The 19617-nt window shown below is 70.9% G+C and carries 19 protein-coding genes; 8 read left to right on the top strand and 11 right to left on the bottom strand.

Annotated features, from left to right (window positions below):
• Positions 1–10: 10 nt before the first annotated feature.
• Together ACFPCV_RS00300 and ACFPCV_RS00295 are read left to right on the top strand one after the other, a co-directional pair.
• Positions 11–838 (top strand): M55 family metallopeptidase, encoded by an 828-nt coding sequence (locus ACFPCV_RS00300; RefSeq protein ID WP_378053161.1) that lies wholly within the window; start codon positions 11–13, stop codon positions 836–838.
• Positions 831–2141 (top strand): M20/M25/M40 family metallo-hydrolase, encoded by a 1311-nt coding sequence (locus ACFPCV_RS00295; RefSeq protein WP_378053159.1) that lies wholly within the window; start codon positions 831–833, stop codon positions 2139–2141. The genes ACFPCV_RS00300 and ACFPCV_RS00295 overlap by 8 nt, the downstream gene beginning before the upstream one ends.
• Here the strand turns inward: ACFPCV_RS00295 and ACFPCV_RS00290 are convergent.
• Positions 2094–2864: a GNAT family N-acetyltransferase gene (locus ACFPCV_RS00290; RefSeq protein ID WP_378053157.1), complete on the bottom strand. Its 771-nt coding sequence runs from the start codon at positions 2862–2864 to the stop codon at positions 2094–2096. The genes ACFPCV_RS00295 and ACFPCV_RS00290 overlap by 48 nt on opposite strands.
• Positions 2865–2981: 117 nt before the next feature.
• Between ACFPCV_RS00290 and ACFPCV_RS00285 the strand changes: the two genes are divergently transcribed.
• Positions 2982–3434 carry a DUF6232 family protein gene (locus ACFPCV_RS00285; RefSeq protein WP_378053155.1) on the top strand — a complete coding sequence of 151 codons (453 nt, stop codon included), beginning with the start codon at positions 2982–2984 and terminating at the stop codon, positions 3432–3434.
• 30 nt (positions 3435–3464) lie between these two features.
• Here the strand turns inward: ACFPCV_RS00285 and ACFPCV_RS00280 are convergent, their stop codons facing one another.
• Positions 3465–5354, bottom strand: a complete 1890-nt coding sequence (locus tag ACFPCV_RS00280; protein ID WP_378054996.1) for an ABC transporter ATP-binding protein — start codon at positions 5352–5354, stop codon at positions 3465–3467.
• Positions 5355–5427: 73 nt separating this feature from the next.
• Positions 5428–6258 carry an SCO6745 family protein gene (locus tag ACFPCV_RS00275; RefSeq protein WP_378053153.1) on the bottom strand — a complete coding sequence of 277 codons (831 nt, stop codon included), beginning with the start codon at positions 6256–6258 and terminating at the stop codon, positions 5428–5430.
• 55 nt (positions 6259–6313) lie between these two features.
• Between ACFPCV_RS00275 and ACFPCV_RS00270 the strand changes: the two genes are divergently transcribed.
• Positions 6314–9616 carry a GH92 family glycosyl hydrolase gene (locus tag ACFPCV_RS00270; RefSeq protein ID WP_378053151.1) on the top strand — a complete coding sequence of 1101 codons (3303 nt, stop codon included), beginning with the start codon at positions 6314–6316 and terminating at the stop codon, positions 9614–9616.
• A gap of 59 nt (positions 9617–9675) precedes the next feature.
• Here the strand turns inward: ACFPCV_RS00270 and ACFPCV_RS00265 are convergent, their stop codons facing one another.
• The 5 genes from ACFPCV_RS00265 to ACFPCV_RS00245 all read right to left on the bottom strand — a co-directional run bounded on the left by ACFPCV_RS00265 (position 9676) and on the right by ACFPCV_RS00245 (position 13631).
• Positions 9676–10194, bottom strand: coding sequence for a hypothetical protein (locus ACFPCV_RS00265; protein ID WP_378053150.1), 519 nt, complete (start codon positions 10192–10194; stop codon positions 9676–9678).
• A gap of 27 nt (positions 10195–10221) precedes the next feature.
• Positions 10222–10878 (bottom strand): hypothetical protein, encoded by a 657-nt coding sequence (locus tag ACFPCV_RS00260; RefSeq protein WP_378053148.1) that lies wholly within the window; start codon positions 10876–10878, stop codon positions 10222–10224.
• A 136-nt stretch (positions 10879–11014) separates the two neighbouring features.
• Positions 11015–11725 carry a histidine phosphatase family protein gene (locus ACFPCV_RS00255; protein WP_378053146.1) on the bottom strand — a complete coding sequence of 237 codons (711 nt, stop codon included), beginning with the start codon at positions 11723–11725 and terminating at the stop codon, positions 11015–11017.
• Between the two features lie 20 nt (positions 11726–11745).
• Positions 11746–12585, bottom strand: coding sequence for an undecaprenyl-diphosphate phosphatase (locus ACFPCV_RS00250; RefSeq protein WP_378053144.1), 840 nt, complete (start codon positions 12583–12585; stop codon positions 11746–11748).
• The gene (locus ACFPCV_RS00245) at positions 12582–13631 is read right to left on the bottom strand and encodes an LLM class F420-dependent oxidoreductase (RefSeq protein ID WP_378053143.1); all 1050 of its coding nucleotides are present in this window, start codon (positions 13629–13631) and stop codon (positions 12582–12584) included. The genes ACFPCV_RS00250 and ACFPCV_RS00245 overlap by 4 nt, the downstream gene beginning before the upstream one ends.
• 91 nt (positions 13632–13722) lie before the next feature.
• On the opposite strand from ACFPCV_RS00245, the gene ACFPCV_RS00240 reads away from it, so the two are divergent.
• The 4 genes from ACFPCV_RS00240 (at position 13723) to ACFPCV_RS00225 (ending at position 16760) form a co-directional block, all read left to right on the top strand.
• Positions 13723–14694: an aldo/keto reductase gene (locus ACFPCV_RS00240; RefSeq protein WP_378053141.1), complete on the top strand. Its 972-nt coding sequence runs from the start codon at positions 13723–13725 to the stop codon at positions 14692–14694.
• 54 nt (positions 14695–14748) lie between these two features.
• Positions 14749–15435, top strand: a complete 687-nt coding sequence (locus tag ACFPCV_RS00235) for a carbonic anhydrase (RefSeq protein ID WP_378053139.1) — start codon at positions 14749–14751, stop codon at positions 15433–15435.
• Positions 15436–15561: 126 nt separating this feature from the next.
• Positions 15562–16548 (top strand): YncE family protein, encoded by a 987-nt coding sequence (locus ACFPCV_RS00230; protein ID WP_378053137.1) that lies wholly within the window; start codon positions 15562–15564, stop codon positions 16546–16548.
• Positions 16545–16760 (top strand): DUF5703 family protein, encoded by a 216-nt coding sequence (locus tag ACFPCV_RS00225; protein WP_378053135.1) that lies wholly within the window; start codon positions 16545–16547, stop codon positions 16758–16760. Before ACFPCV_RS00230 ends, ACFPCV_RS00225 begins: the two co-directional genes overlap by 4 nt.
• 12 nt (positions 16761–16772) lie before the next feature.
• On the opposite strand, the gene ACFPCV_RS00220 is transcribed toward ACFPCV_RS00225, so the two are convergent.
• From ACFPCV_RS00220 to ACFPCV_RS00210, 3 genes are read right to left on the bottom strand one after another with little or no spacing between them, the layout of a single operon-like run.
• Complete coding sequence (locus ACFPCV_RS00220) at positions 16773–17312, bottom strand: DUF2231 domain-containing protein (RefSeq protein WP_378053133.1); 540 nt, start codon at positions 17310–17312, stop codon at positions 16773–16775.
• Positions 17313–17365: 53 nt separating this feature from the next.
• On the bottom strand, positions 17366–18241 hold the full coding sequence (locus tag ACFPCV_RS00215; protein ID WP_378053131.1) for an alpha/beta fold hydrolase: 876 nt from the start codon (positions 18239–18241) through the stop codon (positions 17366–17368).
• Entirely contained in the window at positions 18238–19545 is a 1308-nt protein-coding gene (locus ACFPCV_RS00210) for a M20/M25/M40 family metallo-hydrolase (protein WP_378054995.1), read from the bottom strand. The genes ACFPCV_RS00215 and ACFPCV_RS00210 overlap by 4 nt, the downstream gene beginning before the upstream one ends.
• Positions 19546–19617 lie beyond the last annotated feature (72 nt).

The raw sequence follows: 19617 nt of genomic DNA, 5'->3' as shown, positions 1-19617 counted from the left end.
ACGTGGGACCGTGCGGATCATGATTTCAGCCGACATGGAAGGCGCCAGCGGCGTCACCTGGACGGCGGACGTGCAGGTCGGAACAGAACAGTGGCAACGCTTCCGCCCGATGTTCACCAGCGACGTGAATGCCTGCGTCGCCGGGTTGTACGCGGGCGGCGCCACCGACGTCCTGGTGAACGAGGCGCACTCCAGTCAGCGCAACGTGCTGCTGGAGGACCTCGACACCAGGGCGCGGATGCTCACCGGGAAACACAAGCCGCTGTCGATGATGCAGGGCATCGACTCTGGTGTGGACGGCGTGGTGTTCCTCGGGTACCACACCGGCGCCGGGGTCGAGGGTGTGCTGTCCCACACCTACCTGCCCAACCAGATCACCGGCGTGTGGCTCGACGGCGTCCACGCCAGCGAGGGCAGGCTCAACTCGGCACTCGCGGCCGAGCACGGCGTGCCGGTCCTCCTGGTCACCGGCGACGACCTGACCTGCGTGGACGCCAACGACTACGTGCCCGGCGCGCGGACGGTCGCGGTCAAGGAGTGCGTGAGCCGGTACGCGGCGATCTGCACCCCGCCCACCGTGACCGCGGCGGCGATCGAGGAGCAGTCCAGGATGGCCATGGCGCGGGCCGGACGTTTCGACGCAACGATCAGCGGGCACCGCATCGAGGTCGAGTTCGACGCGGCACACCTAGCCGCGGCGGCCGCGGTGGTGCCGACGGTCGAACAGCTCGACGTGCGGCGGGTCGGGTTCGACGCCGCGTCCATGACCGAGGCGATGAAGGCGTTCAAGGTGGTCACCGCGATCGCGAGCGGGGCCGTGGAGGGTAGTTATGGGTGAACCGGCGGTGGAGGAGCTGTGCGCGGAGCTGATCAGGTTCGACACCACGAACCTGGGCGATGGCAAGTCGTTGCACGGTGAACGCGCGATCGCCGAGTTCGTGGCCGGGCACCTGACCGACGCGGGCCTCACCCCAACGCTGCTGGAGCGGGACCCGATGCGCGCGAACGTGGTGGCCAGGGTGCCCGGCACCGACCCGGCGCTGGCACCGCTGCTGGTACACGCCCACCTGGACGTGGTGCCCGCGGACGCGTCGGAGTGGTCGGTGCACCCGTTCGCGGGCGAGATCCGCGACGGTTTCGTGTGGGGCCGTGGTGCCGTGGACATGAAGGACATGTGCGCGGCGCTGCTGACCGTGCTGGCGCGGTGGTCGGCGACGGGCACGCGGCCGCGTCGCGACATCGTCCTGGCGTTCGTCGCCGACGAGGAGGACACCGGCGAGTGGGGCGCCCAATGGCTGGTGGACAAGCACCGCGACCTGTTCGACGACTGCGCGGTGGCCATCGGCGAGTCCGGCGGCTACACGGTCCGGACGACGCACACCGACGGCAGGCAGGTCCGCCTGTACCCGGTGGCGACGGCCGAACGCGGCACCGCGCACCTGCGGCTGTCCGCGACCGGCAGGGCGGGCCACGGCTCCCGGCGCAACGAGAACAACGCGGTGGTCACCCTGGTGCACGCGCTGTCGAAGCTCGCGGCACACCGGTGGCCGGTGCACCTGACGCCCGCGGTGCGCGCGTTCCTGGAGCGGGCGGCGCCCGCGCTGGGCATCGAGGTGGCCTGGGACGACATGGACGAGACGCTGCGCCGCCTCGGGTCGGCCGCGAAGGTCATCGAGAACACCGTCCGCAACAGCACCACCCCCACGGTGCTGTCCGCGGGCTACAAGGTGAACGTCATCCCCGGCGTCGCGTCGGCGCTGGTGGACACCCGGGTCCTGCCGGGCACCGAGGACCACCTGCTCGCGGAGATCGACCGCGTCCTCGGGCCTGGCATCAGCCGCGAGTTCGTCCAGCGCCAGCCGCCGGTCCAGGCCCCGGTGGACACCCCGTGGTTCGACGCGATGGCCGACGCCCTGCGCGCGTTCGACCCGGAAGGCATCGTGGTCCCGTTCTGCATGGGCGGCGGCACCGACGCGAAGGCGTTCGCCCGTCTCGGCATCGACTGCTACGGGTTCGCGCCGCTGTTCATCCCGGAGGACCACGACCACAAGCTGATGGCACACGGCGTCGACGAACGCGTGCCGGTGGAGGGCCTACGGTTCGGGGTGAACGTCCTGGACCGGTTCCTGTCCACGGTGTGACCGGTAGTGGTACCGGGAGGTCTCGGTGAACCCGGCCTTCCGGTAGAGCGAGAACGCGGCCGTGTTCTCCGCGCGCACCTGCAGCCAGGCCCGCGTGACACCACACGCGCGGCCGGCGGCCAGCAGCCCGGAGAGCACGGCCGCGCCGTGACCGCGCCTGCGTACGCCGGGACGGACGGCCATGCAGTACACGCCGCCCCACTCCCCCACCAGCGCGAGCCGTCCGACAGCGGCGACCCCGGCGGTGTCCCGCACGGTCGCGTACAAGGCGGGCCCGCCACAGAGAATCTCGGCCGCGACGTCCAACGCGGACTGGTCGCCACGGCCGTCCACCCGCCACCACAGGTCGAGCCACTCGTCGGACGGCGACTCGGCGATCCGAACGCTGGGATCCGGTCGCACGTCGCCAACCGGCGCCGTCTGGATGGACGTCGGCGACCCGAACTCGTACCCACGGGCGGCGAGCACGTCGTCGAGACCGGCGGGCTGGGCCGAGGGCCCGAGCTGGAACACCGTCGGCAGCCCGCGCGTGGCGTAGAGCCGCTCGACACGCAGCAGTGCCGCGCCGAGGTCCGCGGGCGCGGCGAACGGGAGCACGGAGTTCGCGCGCTGGGTCACCCCACCGGCGAACCGGGCGACCCAGCCGTCGACGGCGACCTCGTCCGTCGCGGGCCACCCGGCCCGCATCAGCTCATCGAACACGAACTCAGAATAGTCATGCATGCAAGCGCATAATCATCCGACTGGTCACTTCTGTGACAAAACATGGCGAGCGCCGCTTCCCCGCCGTGCACGGAGTTAGCCTCCGCGTACCAGGACATGCAACAGGGGAGAACGACCATGTCCACCAAACGCGAGCACCTGGACGTCGGGGTGGACGGGGACACCCTCCGAGCCGGCGCGAAGGCATATCCGCTGCACACCGTCACGCGAGCGATCACGACCGAACACGCACCCGACCGCGGAGCCGCCGTGCGGCGCTACGCGGTCACCGTCGCACTGGGACTGATCCCGGCGGCGGTCGTGTCGGCCCTGTCTCCCGACCTCGTCTCAGCCCTGGTCACCACGACCGCACTGACGTGGTTCACGGCCAGAACCATCCGGTTGGCCAAGGCCATGAACCGGACGCGCTACGAACTGGCCGTCGACACCACGACCGGCCGTCACCGGATCCTGACCACCGACAACCCTCACACGGCCGCCGCCATCGCCTTCGAGATCACCGACGCGCTCACCGGCCTCCCCGCCGACCCCAGCCACGAGGACCCGCCGAACCGCATCAACCAGGCCTGACCGAACCCCTGCCGTACCGGACGGTCCACCTCACCCGCCGACCCGGTCCCCGGACGCTGTCACCTCAGCGGGGGCGAACTGCGTCCGGTACAGCTCCTCGTACCGCCCGGCCGCGGCGAGCAGCGACTCGTGGGTGCCGCGCTCCACGACGCGCCCACCCTCGATGACGAGAATGAGGTCCGCGGCCCGCACCGTCGACAACCGGTGCGCGATCACCAACGCCGTCCGTCCGGTCAACGCCTCCGCCAGCGCCTCCTGAACCGCGGCCTCGGACGTCGAGTCCAGGTGCGCGGTCGCCTCGTCGAGGATCACCAGCCTCGGGCGCGCCAGCAGCAACCGCGCGATGGTCAGCCGCTGCCGCTCCCCGCCGGAGAGCCGGTACCCGCGCTCCCCCACGATCGTGTCGAGCCCGTCGGGCAGGGACCGCACCAGCTCGTCGAGCCGGGCCCGCGACAGCACGTCCCACAGGTCCGCCTCGTTCGCCCCCGGCGCGACGAACATGAGGTTCGACCGCACCGACTCGTGGAACAGGTGCCCGTCCTGCGTCACCATCCCGAGCGAGTCCCGCAGCGACGCGAACGACAGGTCCCGGACATCCACCCCGGACAGCCGAACCGCCCCGGAGTCCACGTCGTAGAGCCGGGGCATCAGCGACGCGATCGTCGACTTCCCCGCGCCCGACGACCCCACCAGCGCCACCAGCTGGCCCGGCTCGGCGCGGAACGACACGTCGTGCAGCACCTCGACACCGCCGCGCGTGTCGAGCTTCGCGACCTCCTCCAGCGACGCGAGCGACACCGAGGACGCGGCCGGGTACGCGAACGACACGTGGTCGAACTCCACCGACACCGGCCCCGGCGGCACGGTCACCGCCGCAGGCTTCTCGTCGATCAGCGGCTTCAGGTCCAGCACCTCGAAGACCCGCTCGAACGACACCAGCGCGCTCATCACCTCGACCCGCGCGCTCGCGAGCGCCGTCAGCGGCGCGTACAGCCTGGTCAGGAGGAACGCCAGCGACACGACCGCACCGGGCTCCAGCGTGCCGGCGAACGCGAACCACCCGCCGATGCCGTACACGAGCGCGAGCGCGAGCGCCGAGGAGAGCGTCAGCGCGGTCACGAACACCGTCTGCACCATCGCCGTCCGCACGCCGATGTCGCGCACCCGGCTCGCCCGCTGCGCGAACTCCGCCGACTCGTCGGCCGGCCGCCCGAACAGCTTCACCAACGTGGCGCCCGGCGCGGAGAACCGCTCGGTCATCTGCGTGCTCATCGTCGAGTTGTGGTTCGCCGCCTCGCGTTCCAGCCGGGCGAGCCGCGCGCCCATCCGCCGCGCGGGCACCACGAACACGGGTAACAGCAGCAGGGTGATCAGCGTGATCTGCCACGACACCCCGAGCATCACGGCGAGTGTCAGCACCAGCATGACCACGTTCGACAGCACCCCGGACAGCGTGTTGCTGAACGCGTTCTGCGCGCTGATCACGTCGTTGTTCAGCCGCGACACCAGCGCACCCGTGCGCGTGCGCATGAAGAACGCGACCGGCATCCGCTGTACGTGGTCGAACACCGACGTGCGCAGGTCGACGATCAGCCCCTCACCGATCCGGGCCGACAGCCACCGCGAGACCAGCCCCAGCGCGGCCTCCGCGACGGCGATGACCGCGATCAGTACCGCCAGCACGACCACGACCCGCAGCGAGGACCGCACGACGATCGCGTTCACCACCCACCCGGCGAGCACCGGGGTGGCCACCGCAAGCACGGCGGTCACGACACTGAGGAGGAGGAACCACCCGAGGAGTCTTCTGTGCGGCCGCGCGAACCGACCGATCCGGCGCAGCGTCGCCTTCGAGAACGGACGGCGGTCGTCCGTCGCGTTCATCGTGTTGTACAGCGACATCCACGCTGTGGTCTCCATGTCCATGAAGTCACCCTCGCACGAGACACCGACAATTCCGGCGCCGACGCTAAGGGCTGGACCTTACTGGAGGTCAAGCAGGACGTGGCACGCCGATCGGGTTGCCCTCCGGCAGCAAACCGGAGTCCCACACCGCGAACGCCGCGGGTGCCAGCACCTCGACCACGTCGTCGACCGGCACGCCGGCCAGCCCGTCCTGCCACGCGGCGGCGTCGGTGAGTTCCTCCACCGACTCCAGCACGTCGGCGCCGGTCATCGTGAGCCCGTCCGCGTCGAGCAGTTCCCGCTCGGCGAGCGACTCCCGCGCCGCCGCCCACTGCTCCCGCGTCCAGCCACGCACCTGCCGCAGCGCGTCGGGATCGAGGCCCTTCGCCGACACCTGCAGGTGCAGGGCGTCCAGTCCGGACAGACCCGCGGTGACCAGTGCCGCCACGTGCCCGTCGCCGCGGTGCTCCCGCACGGTCGTCGCCAGCTGCCACAGCGCCGCGACCGGGTCCTCCGGCAGCGGCAGCGCCGCGTTCGCCGCACCGAGTGGCCTGCCGGTCGGCGCCGGCTCCAGCGACGAGAGCAGCGCAACCGCCTTCGCGCACTTCTCGTCGGACACCCCGACCGCCCGCAACGCGGTGGCCGACACCGCCGAGCGCGCCGCGAGACAGGTCTCCGCCGACGCCCGCGACCACGCGGACGGCAGCGACCGGCCGACCATCCCGGGCTCGAACCCCGCGAACAGGCCGGTGACCGGCGCCGCGGCGACCGCGCCCAGCGGTGCGGCGCGGAACGCGAAGTAGGTGTCCCAGTACCCGCGCAGGCCGATGGCCTTGCCCGCGGACCGGACGTCGGCGCCGAAGTACACGACGGCGTGGAGTGGTTCGAGAACGGTCCACAGTCTGCGCGCGGGGTGCATACCGGCATTCTGCACCAATAGGATCACGGCACTCCGACTCGTGATCAGGAGCGCAATGAGCAGTCCGGGCTTCTTCTCGTCGTTCGAGAACACCGACCCGCCCCTGACCTGGATCGACACCACCGACCTCGACCGCAGCGGCGCGCCGAGAGCCTCGGGTGCCACGATGAGCACCCGCGAGGGCGGCGGCCCGGCCAAGCCGGCCACCGCGAAACCGGGCGTCGGGTTCACCGGCCTGCGTGCGCTGCGCTACCAGGGCACCCACGGTGCACGCGGACCGGCGGGTGTCACCAACAAGCTGTTCCTGCTGGACCTGCCGATCGGCGCGGACACGGTCCTGTCGTACGTGGTGTTCCCCGAGTTGAGCGGCGAGGACCTGCGCTTCCCCAGCACCTACGTCGCGCTCGACCTCGCGTTCGCCGACGGCACCCTGCTCAGCGAGCTCGGCGCGGTCGACCAGCTCGGTTTCCCGCTCACCGCACAGGGCCAGGGCGGGTCCAGGGCGCTCACACCGAACCAGTGGAACCAGCGGGTGGTCCGGCTCGGCGCGGTCGCGGCAGGCAGGGTCGCCGTCCGCGCACTGCTCACCTACGACAACCAGAACGGCCCCGCCGAGTTCTCCGGCTGGCTCGACGACGTCACGATCGCCGACCGGCCCGTCCCCTCGGCCCGGCCCCGGCCGGTCGACCACGTGCTCACCACCAGGGGCACGGACTCCACGAAGGCGTACTCGCGCGGCAACACGATCCCCGCCACCTCGGTGCCGCACGGTTTCACGTTCTGGACCCCGGTCACCGACGCGGGCGCGAAGGACTGGCTCTACAGCTACCACCGGCACAACAACGACCGGAACCTGCCCGCGCTCGAGGCGATCTCCGCGAGCCACCAGCCGAGCCCGTGGATGGGCGACCGGCAGACCTTCCAGGTCCTGCCATCCGCCGCGGCGAAACGGCCGAGCACCCGGCGGCGCAAGCGCGCGCTGACCTTCCGGCACGGCAACGAGATCGCCCGCCCGCACCACTACAGCGTGCGGTTCACGAGCGGCATCACCGCGGAGGTCGCGCCGACCGACCACGCCGCGCTGATGCGGTTCACGTTCCCCGGCGAGGACGCGAACCTGGTCTTCGACAACATCACCCGGCACGGCAGGATCGCCATCGACCCGGTGGCGGGTACGGTCACCGGCTACTCGGATGTCCGAAGCGGACTGTCCGAGGGCGCTGGCAGGCTGTTCGTGTACGCCACGTTCGACCGCACGATCGCCGCGACCGGCAGGCTGTGGCGCGGTCTGTCCCGCCGGGTCAGCGGGTACGTGCGGTTCGAGCCGGACATCACCGGTCCGACCGTGGTCACCATGCGGATCGCGACGTCGCTGATCAGCGTGGCGCAGGCCAAGAAGAACCTGTGGCTGGAGATCGCGGACTCGGACACGTTCGAGGACGTGCGCGACCGGGCCGCGGACAGGTGGGACGAGCTGCTCTCCCGGGTGCGGGTCGACGGCGCGACCGAGGACCAGCTGATCACGTTGTACTCCAACCTGTACCGGCTCTACCTCTACCCCAACCGCGGCCACGAGAACACCGGCACCGACGAGGTGCCCTCGATCGCGTACGCGAGCCCGTTCTCCCCGCCCGCCCGCAAGGACACCCCGGTACACACCGGGAGGACCGTGCGGGCCGGGAAGATCTACGTCAACAACGGTTTCTGGGACACCTACCGGACCGTGTGGCCCGCGTACGCGCTCCTCACACCCAACCACGCAGGCGAGCTGATCGACGGTTTCGTGCAGCAGTACCGCGACGGCGGGTGGATCGCCCGCTGGTCCTCACCCGGCTACGCGGACCTGATGACCGGCACCAGCTCCGACGTCGCCTTCGCCGACGCCTACCTGAAGGGCGTGCGGAACTTCGACGTCGAGGCCGCCTACGAGGCCGCGCTGCGCAACGCGACCGTCGTCCCCGACCGGCCCGGCGTCGGCCGCAAGGGCATCGGCCGGTCGATCTTCCTCGGCTACACGCCGGCCACCACCGAGTTCGGTCTGTCGTGGACGCTCGAGGGCTGCGTCAACGACTTCGCCATCGCCGGGCTCGCGCACGCGCTCGGCGACACCGAGAACCACGAGTACTTCCTCGACCGCGCACGTGGCTACGTGCACTCGTTCGACCCGGGCACCGGGTTCTTCCAGGGACGCAAGGACAACGGCAGGCTGCGCCACGCACCGAACCAGTACGACCCGCGGGCGTGGGGCGGCGACTACGTCGAGACCAACGGCTGGAACACCGCGTTCAGCGTGCCCCACGACGGTGCCGGGCTCGCGGCGCTCGCCGGTGGCCGCGCCGCGCTCGCCGCGAAGCTCGACGAGTTCTTCGCCACCCAGGAGACCGGCCGCGCGCGGGGCGCGTACTGGAAGACCATCCACGAGATGCTCGAGGCGCGCGATGTCCGGATGGGGCAGTACGGCCACAGCAACCAGCCTTCGCACCACATCCCGTACATGTACACCTACGCCGGTGCCGCGTGGCAGACGCAGGCCAAGGTCCGCGAGGTCCTGTCCCGGCTGTACGCGGGCAGCGAGATCGGGCAGGGCTACCTCGGCGACGAGGACAACGGCGAGATGTCGGCGTGGTGGCTGTTCAGTGCGCTCGGCTTCTACCCGCTGCGGGTCGGCAGCCCGGCGTACGTGATCGGCTCGCCGCTGTTCACCCGTGCCGTGGTGCGCATGGACAACGGCAGGGAGATCGTCGTCAACGCGCCGGGCAACAGTCCCGAGAACGTGTACGTGCAGAGCCTGACGATCAACGGCACGCCGTGGGAGAAGGTGTACGTGCCGCACTCGGTGCTCGCCGACGGTGCCGTACTGGACTTCCGCATGGGTCCGCGACCGTCGGCCTGGGGCTGTGGGCCGGACGCGCTGCCGCCGTCGCTCACGCCGGCCGACACGGTGCCGGGGACCATGCACGACATCACCCGCACCGTCGACGGCGCGGGTGAGGGCAGCGACGGCGTCAACGTCGCGCCGCTGTTCGACGACAACAGCCGCACACAGGTCACGTTCCGCACTCCGACGCCGTGGCTGGCCTACCGGGTGCCCGGCGAGGGTGCCATGGTCCGCTACTACACGCTGACCTCGGGCACCCGCGGCGACGACCCCCGCTCGTGGACGCTGCGCGGCTCGGACGACGGCGCGCACTGGACCGTGCTGGACGAGCGGTCCGGCGAGGAGTTCCGCTGGCACCGCCAGACCCGCCCGTTCTCGGTGGCCAACCCCGGCACCTACCGGCAGTACCGGCTGGACATCACGGAGGGCTCCGGCGCGCCGACCGTCACGCTCGCCCAGGTGGAACTGCTCGCCAGGTGAACACGATGAAGGGCGCCACCCCGGGAACCGGGGAGACGCCCTTCGTGCGGGAGAACGCGTCAGGCGCGGCCGCTGCGCGACGCCTCGTACTGCTTGGCGGGCCCGCCAAGCGACATCACCAGGATGATGATCGGCATGACGACCAGGATGATCGACACGATGCCGCCCTGGAACGCCGCCAGCCAGATGACGCACAGCAGGATCTGCAGGCCTGCCGCGATGACCAGGAGCTGGCCCGCGGTGCCGCTCAGCGCCTTGACACCGCCCCAGATCAGCAGGCCCGCGCCGATCAGGCCGACGATGGTCACGATCCACAGACCGGCCAGCATGCCCTCGTCGACGTCGATGCCGCCGATCGTCTCGGCGTCGTCCATCGCGCCCGCGATGGCACCGAGGCCGATCATCATGATGACCGAGCAGATCAGCGTGATACCGGCCTGGACGAACGCGAGCACCGCCGCGGTGGTCACGGTGCCGGGGCGCGTGACCGGGCCGCTGCTGTACTCCGGCGGCGCGGGCGGCATGGCGCCGTGGCCCTGGTTGAAGTCGCCGGGCTGCTGCCCGTACGGCTGTGACATTTCCACTACCCCTCTCGGTCGCGGACCCTAGTGTCCGCGACGTGACTGCAGGAACTGTGTCGTGCTGGCGCCCAGCGACAGTACGAGGCTGATCGTCGGCATGATGGCGAAGAAGATAGCGCTTGCCACAACCATGCCCGTGCCGTACTCGGCGCCCTCGACCCCGCTGGTCTGGACCGCGAACATCACGATCCAGTAGAGGCTGACGGCGATCTCGAGCGCGGTGCCCGCGACCATGAGCGATCGGGACTTCCCGCCCATGATCTGCACACCGCCCGCGATCAGCAGTGCGGCACCGATGATCTGCGCCACGACCGCGATCCACAGGAGACCGGCGTCCTCCGCGCCTGCCTCGAGCCCGATGAGGACCGACAGGAACAGCACGGTCGGCACCAGCGTGATGCCGCCCTGAACGTAGTTGAGTACCGCCGCCGCGGTCACCACACCCGGCCGCGGGATCGGCCCGCCGCCGTACTCCGGCGGCGCGGAGGGCATCGTGCCGTACTGGTAGCCCGGCGCGGGCTGCCCGTACGGCGGGCTCGGCGGATACCCCTGCGCGGGCTGGCCATAGGGCGGGCTCTGCGGGTAGCCCTGAGCGGGTTGTCCCTGGCCAGGGACCTGTGGGTAGCCACCCTGGGGGTATCCGCCCGACGGATCGGGCTGCTGGCCGTACGGGTGTGTCATCGCCACTCCTATGGTGCCGCCGCAGCGGAGACTTCGAGTGCACAGATACTGGCACAGACGCGGCCGGTCACCCTGCGGTTTGACCCAGATCGTGACGGCGTTTCACTGCCCGTGCACGACGGGCCGGGGGCGAGGGTCAGGAGGCGCTGCCGGGGACCCCACCCGGCACCGCGTCACCGGGACGGGGACCATCCGGGTCCTCGGGTTGCGGTTTGGCGGGCACGATGCTCGCGAGCTCCCCGCCGTTGTCGTTCATGCGCAGCACGAAAGGCCTGGTCTCGGTGTACTGCACCACCGAGACCGACGCCGGGTTGACCACGATCCGCTGGAACGTGTCGAGGTGCTGGCCGAGCGCGTCGGCGAGGATCGCCTTGAGCACGTCGCCATGGCTGCACAGCAACCAGACGGCGCCGTTGCCGTGTGCGGCGGTTATGCGGGCGTCGTGCGCACGCACCGCCGCCACGGCCCTGGTCTGCACGGCGGCGAGCCCTTCCCCGCCGGGGAACACGGCCGCGGACGGGTGCTGCTGCACCACCGACCACAGCTTCTCCTTGGCGAGCACCTTCAGCTCGCGGTTCGTCCAGTCCCCGTAGTCCACTTCGGACAGCCCGGGTTCGGTGACCGGGACGAGCCCCCGCGCGGCCGCGAGCGGCGCGATCGTCTGCTCGCACCGCAGCAGCGGCGAGCAGACGATCTCGGCGACCGGGACGGCGTCGAGCCGCGCGACGAGCGCGTCGGCCTGCCCGCGACCGGTCTCGTCGAGTTCGACCCCTGGTGAACGGCCGGCGAGTACGCCGGAACCGTTCGCGGTCGAGCGGGCGTGCCTGAGGAGTACGACGGTAGCCACGGCGTCAGGCTAACCCGCCGTCACGGAGCGGGTCCGGCGTCGGGGGCCAGCACGCCGAAGCCGACGAGGGCCAGCAGGACGACACCGAGCAGGATCCGGTACACCACGAACGGCAGGTAGCTGTGCGTGGTGATGTACTTCATCAGCCACGCGATCACCGCGTAGCCGACGAGGAACGCCACGACGGTGCCGACGATCGTCGGTCCCCACGCCGGCGCGTCCGCGCCGCCGATGTCGGTCAGCTTGTACAGACCGGACGCGAACACCGCTGGCACTGCCAGCAGGAACGCGTACTCCGTCGCCTCGGCACGCCGGTAGCCGAGCAGCCTGCCCGCGGTCACCGTGCCACCCGAGCGCGACACGCCGGGAACCAGCGCGAGCGCCTGCGCGAAGCCGTACGCGAGGCCGTGCGGGATGGTGAGGTGGTCCAGCGAGTACCGCTTCTTGCCGATCCAGTCCGCCCAGCCGAGCAGCAGACCGAAGACGATCAACGTGGTCGCGATGAGGCGGAGGTCACGGAAGGCGTGCTCGATGGACTCCTGGAACAGCAGGCCGAGGATCGCGATCGGCAGTGTGCCGACGATCACCAGCCACGCCATGCGGGATTCCGGGTCCTCGCGCCAGGTCCTCGGGTTGCGCAACGACCGGAACCACGCGGCGAAGATCCGGCCGATCTTCTTCCGGAAGTAGATGATGACCGCGGTTTCGGTCCCGATCTGGGACACGGCGGTGAAAGCGGCACCCGGGTCGCCCCAGCCGGCGAAGGCCGCGCCGACCCGCAGGTGCGCACTGGAGGAGATGGGGAGAAATTCGGTGAGTCCCTGGATGAGACCGAGAACGACGGCTTCGAGCCAGCTCAACTACCCACTCCTGCGAGATCCAGAGCTTCCACCGCGACGCGCAGGGCCGCGATGCTTTGCTCAAGATCTTGCAGTACCGGCGAAACGGTCAGTGTGGTGACCCCCGATTCGGCCAGGGCCTGCATCTTCTCCGCGATCCGCTCCTTGGGACCCAGCAGCGCGGTCGAGTCGAGGAAGCCGAGCGGGACCTTCGCGGCGGCGCCGGAGTAGTCCTTGGACAGGTACCGGTTCTGGATCTCGGCTGCCTCGGCCTCGTAGCCCATCCGGCAGGCGAGGTTGTTGTAGAAGTTCTGCTCGCGGCTGCCCATGCCGCCGACGTACAGCGCGGCGTAGGGCCGGATCTGGTCCGCCGCGGCCTGCCAGTCGTCGCCGACGACGAGCGGCGCGGTGGGCACGACGTCGAAGCCCTCGAGCGTCTTCCCGGCCTTCTCGCGGCCCTTCCTGATCAGCTCGAGCGACTCGGGGCCGTACTCGGGCGAGTAGAAGATCGCGAGCCAGCCATCGGCGATCTCGCCGGTCAGCTCGAGGTTCTTCGGGCCGATGGAGGCCAGGTAGACGGGGATCTCGCTGCGCACCGGGTGCACGATCAGCTTCAGCGGCTTGCCGGGGCCCTCCGGCAGGGGCAGCGTGAAGTGCTTGCCTTCGAACGAGACGCGCTCGCGGCGCAGCGCCTGCTTGACGATCGAGACGTACTCACGGGTGCGAGCGAGCGGCTTGTCGAACTTCACGCCGTACCAGCCCTCGGACACCTGCGGGCCGGACACGCCGAGGCCGAGCCGGAACCGGCCGCCGGACAGGCTGTCGAGCGTCGCCGCGGTCATGGCGGTCATCGTCGGCTGGCGTGCGGGGATCTGCAGGATCGCGGAGCCGACGTCGATGCGTTCGGTCTGCGCCGCCACCCACGACAGCACCGTCGGCGCGTCGGAGCCGTACGCCTCGGCAACCCAGGCCACGGAGAAGCCGAGCCTGTCGGCCTCCTTCGCGAGTTCCAGGTTGTTCGCGTCGTTGCCCGCACCCCAGTAGCCCATGTTCAGTCCGAGTCGCATGGTCGGACCTTACCGTCGGTTGGCGGTCGGCCAATTGTGATGTCGGTGAGTCTGCCAGCGGCTACGCGGACCTGCCCGTACTCTTCGCCCGGTGGAGCAACGACACCTCGGGCACAGCGGGCTGCGGGTGTCCAGGATCGGCCTGGGCACCATGTCCTGGGGCCAGGACACCGACGCCGACGAGGCCGCGAGCCAGCTCGTGGCCTTCGCCGACCTCGGCGGGACGCTGGTGGACACCGCCGACGTCTACTCCGACGGCGAAGCCGAGCGGATCCTGGGCGGCTTACTCGACGACCTCGTACCACGGGAGGACCTGGTCATCGCCACCAAAGCGGTCGCGCGGCGAGGCGACGGCCCGTTCGGCGGCGGCGCGTCCCGGGGTGCGCTGCTGTGCGCGCTCGACGGTTCGCTGCGCAGGCTCGGCGTCGACCACATCGACCTGTGGCAGCTCCACGCGTGGGACACCGCGGTACCGCTCGACGAGACGCTCTCCGCGCTCGACGCGGCCGTGACCAGCGGAAAGGTCCGGTACACCGGCGTGTCGAACTACAGCGGCTGGCAGCTCGCCACCGCGGCGACGCGGCAGCGCGGCAAGCCGGCCACGATCGTGAGCACCCAGATGGAGTACTCACTGCTCGAACGCGGCATCGAGCGCGAGGTCGGGCCCGCCGCCGACCATCACGGGATCGGGCTGCTGGCGTGGGCGCCGCTCGGGCGCGGCGTGCTGACCGGCAAGTACCGCGCTGCGACGCCCGCCGACTCGCGTGGCGCGTCGGCGCACTTCGCGCCCTACGTCGACCACCACCGCAACGAACGGGCCGCACGGATCGTGCAGGCCGTGGTCACGGCGGCGGACGGCCTCGCGACCTCGCCCCTGTCGGTGGCGCTGGCATGGGTGCGCGACCGGCCCGGCGTGTGCTCCGCGGTCGTCGGCGCGCGCGACACCGGGCAGCTGCTCGGGTCGCTGGTGTCCGAGGAGCTCACCCTGCCCGCCGCGATCCGCGCCGCGCTCGACGACGTGAGCGACATCGAGCTGACCTATCCGGAGCACCACCTGACCTGACGCTCCGTCATCAGACGGTTGCACGATTCACACTGACCGGGCAATGTATGCAGTATGGAGTATGCAAAGCTGTCGCGTCGCTCCCTGCTCGGCCTCGGTGCCCTCGTCGCCACCGGAGTCGCCGCCGACGCCGCTTTCCCCGCATCCGCCACTCCCCTCTCCGCCGAGCCCGCCGACGCGTGGCAGCGCCTCGTCGCAGGCAACAAGCGCTTCGCGGCAGGCCGCCCCCACCACCCGCGCCAGGACCCCGCGCACCGCGCACGCCTCGTCGACACGCAGCACCCGTTCGCGTGCGTGCTGGGCTGCGCCGACTCCCGCGTCCCCGCCGAACTCGTCTTCGACCAGGGGCTCGGCGACCTGTTCACGGTCCGGGCGGTCGGTGAGGTGCTCGACGACGCGGTCGTCGGCAGCGTCGAGTACGCCGTCGAACACCTGCACGTGCCGCTCCTGGTCGTCCTCGGCCACAGCGGGTGCGGCGCGGTGCGGGCCGCGATCAGCCTGGTCGACGGCTCGAGCGAGGTGACCGGCCCGGTCGACACCGTGGCCCGCGCCATCGAGGCCACGGTCCGCGCCACCCCACGTGTGCCGGACGAACAGAGATTCCTGGCGGCCTGCGTCCGCAACCAGACGACACGGGTCGCCGACGAGCTGACCCGGCGGTCACACGCGGTGGCGACGGTCCGCCCGCGCATCATCACGGCCGTGTACGACCTGCGGACCGGGCTCGTGGCCCGCCACTGACGGGCCAGCCGACACGACACCCTGGCCAGGGGTTAGCGTCCTGTGCGTCTTTAGGGGATGCTGGACAGATGTCCCGTCGGCGCGACACGGGTGCGCCGACGAGGGCGGGGATCGTGCCGGAGGTCGATGTTGCGTCGCAAGGTTGCCGTGCTGCTGGTGGTATGCGCGGCGGTTGGCTCGGGTTGTTCGTCCGAGCGGCAGGGCGACGAGCTGATGGTGACGGACAACCCCGTGGCGGCGACCGCGGCCGTGTCGCCACCCGCCGCCGCCACGCCGGCCGGTGCGGTCACCGCGCTGACCGACGACGTCGTCGCCATGGCGTTCGAACCGGAGTCGGGCACGCTCGCGGTCGCGGGCAAGGACACCCTCCGGCTCTACCCGCTGGCAGACACGCTCGGTGACCCGAGGACCGTCGACGTGGCCGCGGGGTCGCTCACCGTCGAGGAAGGCGCCTTCCTCGCCGCCGGCGAGCACCAGGTGGTGCGCGTCGCCGTCGACGGCGGCACCAGCCCCGCGGGCTCGTTCCGCGGTGAGCCGGCCGGCACCGCGCCCCACGACGGGCGGATCCTCGTCGCGATGCGGGACGAGCACGCGGTCGCGGTCGTCGAGGGCGCCGAGGTCCAGCGGATGATCAGCGGCGACATGATGAGCGTCGACCAGGTCCTGTCGACCGGCGAGGGCGCGGTCGTGCTGGACCGGCTGCGCAACGCCGTGTTCGAGCTCGACGTGCCGGGCGCGAGCGTCAGCCAGGGCCTGCGTGCCGGTCAGGGCGCGACGAACGCCGTCACCGACCGGTTCGGCCGGGTCCTCGTCACCGACACCCGTGGTGGCGCGCTGCTCGCGTTCTCCCTCGACCCACTGCTGATGCGGCAGAACTATCCGGTGGCGGGCGCCCCGTACGCGATCGCCTACGACGCCGAGCGGGACCTGGCGTGGGTCACGCTCACGGAGCGGAACGAGGTCGTCGGCTACGACGTGGCCGGTGAAGAACCGGAGGAGAAGTACCGGTTCCCCACGGTGTCCCAGCCCAACACCGTGGCGGTGGACCCCCGCACCGGCCGCGTGATGGTCGCGTCCGGCACAGGAGATGGGATACAGGTGATCGCGTTATGAGTACAGCAGAGGTGGTCGACGGGGACTGGGAGTACCGGCCGCTGCGCCTTCCGCCAGGTCTCTCGCGCCGTGCAGCGGCCACGCAACTGTCCATCCACGCCGAGTTCGCGGGATGGGAGCTGTCGAACGTGCGGCTCTACTCGGACGGGAGCAGGCGGGTGCTGCTGAAGCGCAAGCGGGCCCGCGGTCTCCTGCCGGGTCTCAGCACGTAGCCGGGCTCCCGATCACCCGCCGTTCTGCGGCGGGAGGTTCTCGATGCCCTCCCACACCGCGCGGGAACCGGCGTCGCCGACGCGGAAGACGTGGATGCCGGTGCCGACGGCGACCCCCACGGTCAGCACCGCGAGCACGATCATGACCAGCGCGGGGGTCTTGTTCCGCTGCTCACCCGCGTCCACCTGTTCCTCGGCGGCCGCCACCTTCGTGGTCGTCTTCCGCGCCGCCCTCGTGTGCACCACCATCAGCGCACCGAGCGCGACCGTCAGGCCGAGGGACCACCAGAACATCAGTCCCGCCAGGTCCTCGTGCGTCTGGATCAGCGGGTTGGTGCCGACCCGGCTCGCCAGGTTCTCGCCGCTGCTCATCGCCACCGGCACGAGCACCGTGCCAACGGCAGCCGCCGCGAACGCGAGCCAGCCGAACCGCCTGCGCACCGCCGGCCAGAGCGCCGTGAGCAGTGCGCCCAGCGGGGCGATCACGAGCAGCACCACCACGAAGTGCACCACCAGCGGGTGCAGCGGCAGTCCGCCAACGAATTCGGGCACGATGTCTCCGTATCTGTTCAACCGATGTCGTCCTGTCGGCTCGTTACGCGCCGCTACCCCGAATGGTTCACCGGGGTGAGCACCTCCCGTACCTGGGCCGCGATCCGCGGCACGATCCCCGCGGCGGCCTCGAGCGGCAGCATGTGCCCGGCGCCGGGCACGGTCACCGAGTGGCCGTGCAACGTGTCGTCGAGCCGGCCAACGGGCACGAGCCGGTCCTTGTCCCCCACCATCGCGATCAGCGGCCGCCCGGCCACCACCTCGAGCGCGACGCCCAGCGCGCCGGGGGCCGGCCCGGGCCGGAAGACCGCGACGGTGTCGGGCCAGTGCTGGGACACCATCTCGGCGACCAGCCGAACGTCGGCCTCCGCCGGGTCGTCGCCGAGCAGCAGCCACCGCAACCCGATGGTGGTGGCCTTGTCGATGCGCCGGTGCACGTGGTCGACGAGCCGGGGCCCGAGGATGGCGTGCAGGTCCTGGACGAGCCGCCCCAGCGGCCGGGGCAGGGTCTCGGCGACCCAGCCGACGCTCGTGGACAGGAGCAGCAGCGCCCCGAGCCGGTGCTCGGCGAGCAGCCGGTTCCTGGCGGCCATGGCCATCGCGACGTGCCCGCCCATCCCGTGCCCGACGATCACGACGGGCCCGTGCGGGATCGCCCGCTCGACGACCTCGGCGAGGTCGTCGGCGAGCTGCTCGAGCGTCGCGGTCGCGGCGGTGGCGGGCGAGGAGTCCCCGTGCCCCCGGTGGTCGTACGCCACGACCGCGACGGACGTCACGTCCGGCAGCAGGGACAGGACCTTGTGCCAGACCCGCCGGTCCTGGGCGTAGCTGTGCAGGAGCAGGACGGTGGCGGGTGCGACGGGGTCACCTGCGCGGACGAGGGCAAGCGAGCCCCCGTCCGCGAGGTCGAACCGCTCGGGGACGGTCAACAGTTCTGGAGGAACCGATCGAGCACCCTGGTACCGAACCGCACGGCGTCCACGGGCACCCGCTCGTCCACCCCGTGGAACAGGGCGGTGAAGTCGAGGTCGGGGGGCAGCCGCAGCGGCGCGAACCCGAAGCACCGGATGCCCAGCGTGTGGATCGCCTTGGCATCGGTCCCACCGGAGAGCACGTAGGGAATGGTCCGGGCACTGGCGTCCTCGGCCTGCACGGCGGCGGTCATGGCCGCGACGAGGTCACCGTCGAAGGTGGTCTCGACAGCGGGCAGCCTGCTGACCCACTCCCGCTCGACGTCCGGCCCGAGAATCTCGTCGACCTCCCGCAGGAAGGCCTCCTCACGCCCGGGCAGCACCCGGCAGTCCACGACGGCCTCGGCCACCGAAGGGATGACGTTGGCCTTGTACCCGGCCGAGAGCATCGTCGGGTTCGCGGTGTCACGCAAAGTAGCCCCGACCACCCGCGCGAAGGGCCCAAGCTTGGCAACCGCCCCAGGCAGGTCGTCAGCGTCGAAGGCAACCCCGGTCAACGCCGACACGGAGTCGAAGAACGCCTGCACGGAATCCGTCACGACCAGCGGAAACTCATGCGCACCGAGCCGCGCCACAGCAGCGGCGAGCTTGGTGACGGCGTTGTCGTCGTGCAACATCGACCCGTGGCCCGCACGCCCCCGGACCCGAAGCCGCATCCAGGCGATCCCCTTCTCGGCGATCTCGATCGTGTAAGCCCGGACGCCCTCCCCCAGGGTGACGGAGAAGCCCCCCACCTCACCCACAGCCTCGGTGACCCCGTCGAACAGATCGGGCCGATGCTCGACCAACCACTGCGATCCGTAGTGCCCCCCAGCCTCCTCATCAGCCAGGAAGGCGAAGACAAGGTCCCGAGGAGGGACGATCCCATCCCGCTTGAAGCGCCGAGCAACAGCGAGCGTCATGGCGACCATGTCCTTCATGTCCACCGCGCCCCGCCCCCAGATGTACCCGTCCTGGATGGCTCCCGAGAAGGGATGAACCGACCACTCGGTCGCATCGGCGGGAACGACGTCAAGATGCCCGTGGATGAGCAGCGCCCCACGAGAGGGATCGGCCCCGGGCAGCCGAGCAAAGACGTTCCCCCGCCCAGGAGCCCCGGACTCCACGTAGACGGTCTCGTACCCGACTTCCTCAAGCTTCGCCCGCACGTACTCGGCTGCGGCACGCTCCCCAACGGTCGTGTCCAGCTCCCCGGTGTTGCTCGTATCGATCCGGATGAGCTCAGAGGTCAGCTCGACAGCCTCGTCCTGGGCCAGGTTCATCTGCTCGGTCACGTGGGACTTCCTACCATTCCCAACCCCCCACAAGCCCACCGAACGGCGTCCGCTACGCTA

This window comes from Actinophytocola glycyrrhizae (assembly GCF_042653545.1).
GTDB classification, from domain to species: domain Bacteria; phylum Actinomycetota; class Actinomycetes; order Mycobacteriales; family Pseudonocardiaceae; genus Actinophytocola; species Actinophytocola glycyrrhizae.
This window is presented reverse-complemented; position numbering and strand designations above follow the sequence as displayed.